This is a genomic window from Paracoccus sp. (in: a-proteobacteria), from assembly GCF_047973135.1.
GTDB lineage: Bacteria > Pseudomonadota > Alphaproteobacteria > Rhodobacterales > Rhodobacteraceae > Paracoccus.
Genome location: NZ_JBKEBL010000003.1, coordinates 1 through 1,904, shown reverse-complemented (window position 1 = coordinate 1,904; position 1,904 = coordinate 1). Strand labels below are relative to the sequence as shown.

Here is a 1,904-nt window from a genome sequence, read left to right as displayed (position 1 = left end):
GCCGGGACACTGGTCGGCGATATCTACACCATGCAGCCTTTCGATCCGGCAATTGCCGCAGCCGTGCGTCAGGTGGCGTCCCAGCATTTCAATATGCCCGATATGACCTCGGATGAGGCGGTGCAGCTGATGCTGGAATCGGTCGAACTGGTCCGCTGACCTGCCCGATCCATCGCATGGCCCAGAAATAGGCCATGCCTTCAAGGGAGAGAGGGAAATGGCGACCCCAAAAGGCCGGAACATGTCCGATTGGAGGCGGTTTGCAGCCCCCATTCTGGCGATGTCGCCCTCACTGATCGCGATCACGGTCTTTGTCTATGGTTTTATCATCTGGACAATCGCCGTTTCGCTTTCGCCATCGAAAATGGTGCCCGTCTGGGATTGAGCCGGTTTCAGCAACTATATCAAACTGTGGAAGTTCAGCCCCTGGCGGCTGGCGGTTCAGAATTTTCTTGTCTTCTCGGTCATCTATGTCGGCGTCGGACTGGCGCTGGGGTTGCTTCTGGCCATCCTGATCGACCAGCGCATCCGCGCCGAAGCTCTGTTCCGCACGCTGTTGCTCTATCCGATCGCACTGGCTTTCGTTGTCACGGGCGTCGTCTGGCGCTGGATCATGAACCCGACCATCGGATTCGAGAAATTTATCCGCGATCTGGGATACCCCAATTTTGAATTCGCCTGGATCAGCAGCGCCGATCTGGTGATCTACGCCATCGTCATCGCGGCGATCTGGCAGGTCGCGGGCTTTGTCATGGTGCTGTTCCTGTCAGCCCTGCGCGGCGTCGACACCGAGATCATCAAGGCCGCCAGCCTCGATGGCGCCCGGCCCTGGCGGATCTATGTCTCGATCATCATCCCGTCGATCTGGCCGGTTTTTCTGTCCGCTGGCGCGATCCTGATCGCGATGGCGCTGAAGACATTCGACCTTGTCGTCGTCATGACACAGCGCGGGCCGGGGGGCGCGTCAGAGTTTCCGGCGACCTTCATGTATGACATGGCCTTCCGCCGCAACCAGCTTGGGATCGGATCGGCATCCGCGATCATGATCCTTTGCGCGGCGCTGATCGTCATCGCACCCGTCATCTTCATCGGAGGCAAGCGCCGTGGCCGCAGCGATTGAAAACTTTGACGGTGGACGGTCTTGGAACCGCTTTCTTCTTTATGCCGTCCTGATTTTTCTCGCGGCATTCTTTGTGGCGCCGCTGGTGTTGATGATCATGACCTCGCTACGACCGGCGGACGAAATCGCCCGTGGCTCGATATTCGCATTGCCGGATGATCTGACACTCTATGCCTGGAAAAAAGCCTGGAGCGAAGCATGCATCGGCACACGCTGCGTGGGGCTTAGCTCCTTTTACCTTAACTCATTCATGATTGTCATTCCCTCGGCGATCATCTCGACCGCGCTTGGGGCGGTCAATGGCTATACCTTGTCGAAAATCCGCTTTCCGGGCGCCAATGTCATCTTCGCGCTGATCGTCTTTGGCGTGTTCGTGCCCTACCAGGCGATCCTGATCCCGGCGGCGCAGGTGCTTGGGCAGCTTGGGCTGCTGAACAAGATCGCCGGGCTTGTGCTTGTGCAGACGATCTACGGGATTCCGATCTGCACGTTGTTCTTCCGCAACTACTACAAATCGGTGCCGGACGAGTTGGTCAACGCAGCTACCATAGACGGCGCCGGCTTCTGGTCGACATTCGTCTATATCATCCTTCCGCTGTCGCCGCCGATCATCGCGGTGACACTGATCTGGCAGTTCACGCAGATATGGAACGACTTCCTGTTCGGGGTGACCTTCTCATCGGGCGCATCGCAGCCTGTCATCGTCGCGCTGAACAACCTGGTGAACACCACCTTCGGGGTCAAGGAATACAATGTAGACATGGCCGCAACGATCATCACCGCG

Annotated in this window: 3 protein-coding genes; all 3 read left to right on the top strand. The window is 57.9% G+C overall.

Going from position 1 to position 1,904, the window contains the following annotated elements; translation table 11 throughout:
• The first annotated feature begins 217 nt into the window (after positions 1-217).
• Positions 218-385 carry a hypothetical protein gene (locus ACK5L9_RS00315; RefSeq protein ID WP_416909451.1) on the top strand — a complete coding sequence of 56 codons (168 nt, stop codon included), beginning with the start codon at positions 218-220 and terminating at the stop codon, positions 383-385.
• Positions 386-403: 18 nt separating this feature from the next.
• Positions 404-1,120 carry a carbohydrate ABC transporter permease gene (locus tag ACK5L9_RS00310; protein ID WP_416909452.1) on the top strand — a complete coding sequence of 239 codons (717 nt, stop codon included), beginning with the start codon at positions 404-406 and terminating at the stop codon, positions 1,118-1,120.
• Positions 1,104-1,904 (top strand): carbohydrate ABC transporter permease (locus ACK5L9_RS00305; protein ID WP_416909450.1); only part of this gene is annotated, 801 nt, incomplete at its 3' end. The genes ACK5L9_RS00310 and ACK5L9_RS00305, both read left to right, overlap by 17 nt.

Bases quoted from the DNA above. Each gene is read 5' to 3' on its own strand.
- ACK5L9_RS00315 (WP_416909451.1), top strand. From the start codon at position 218: ATGGCGACCCCAAAAGGCCGGAACATGTCCGATTGGAGGCGGTTTGCA.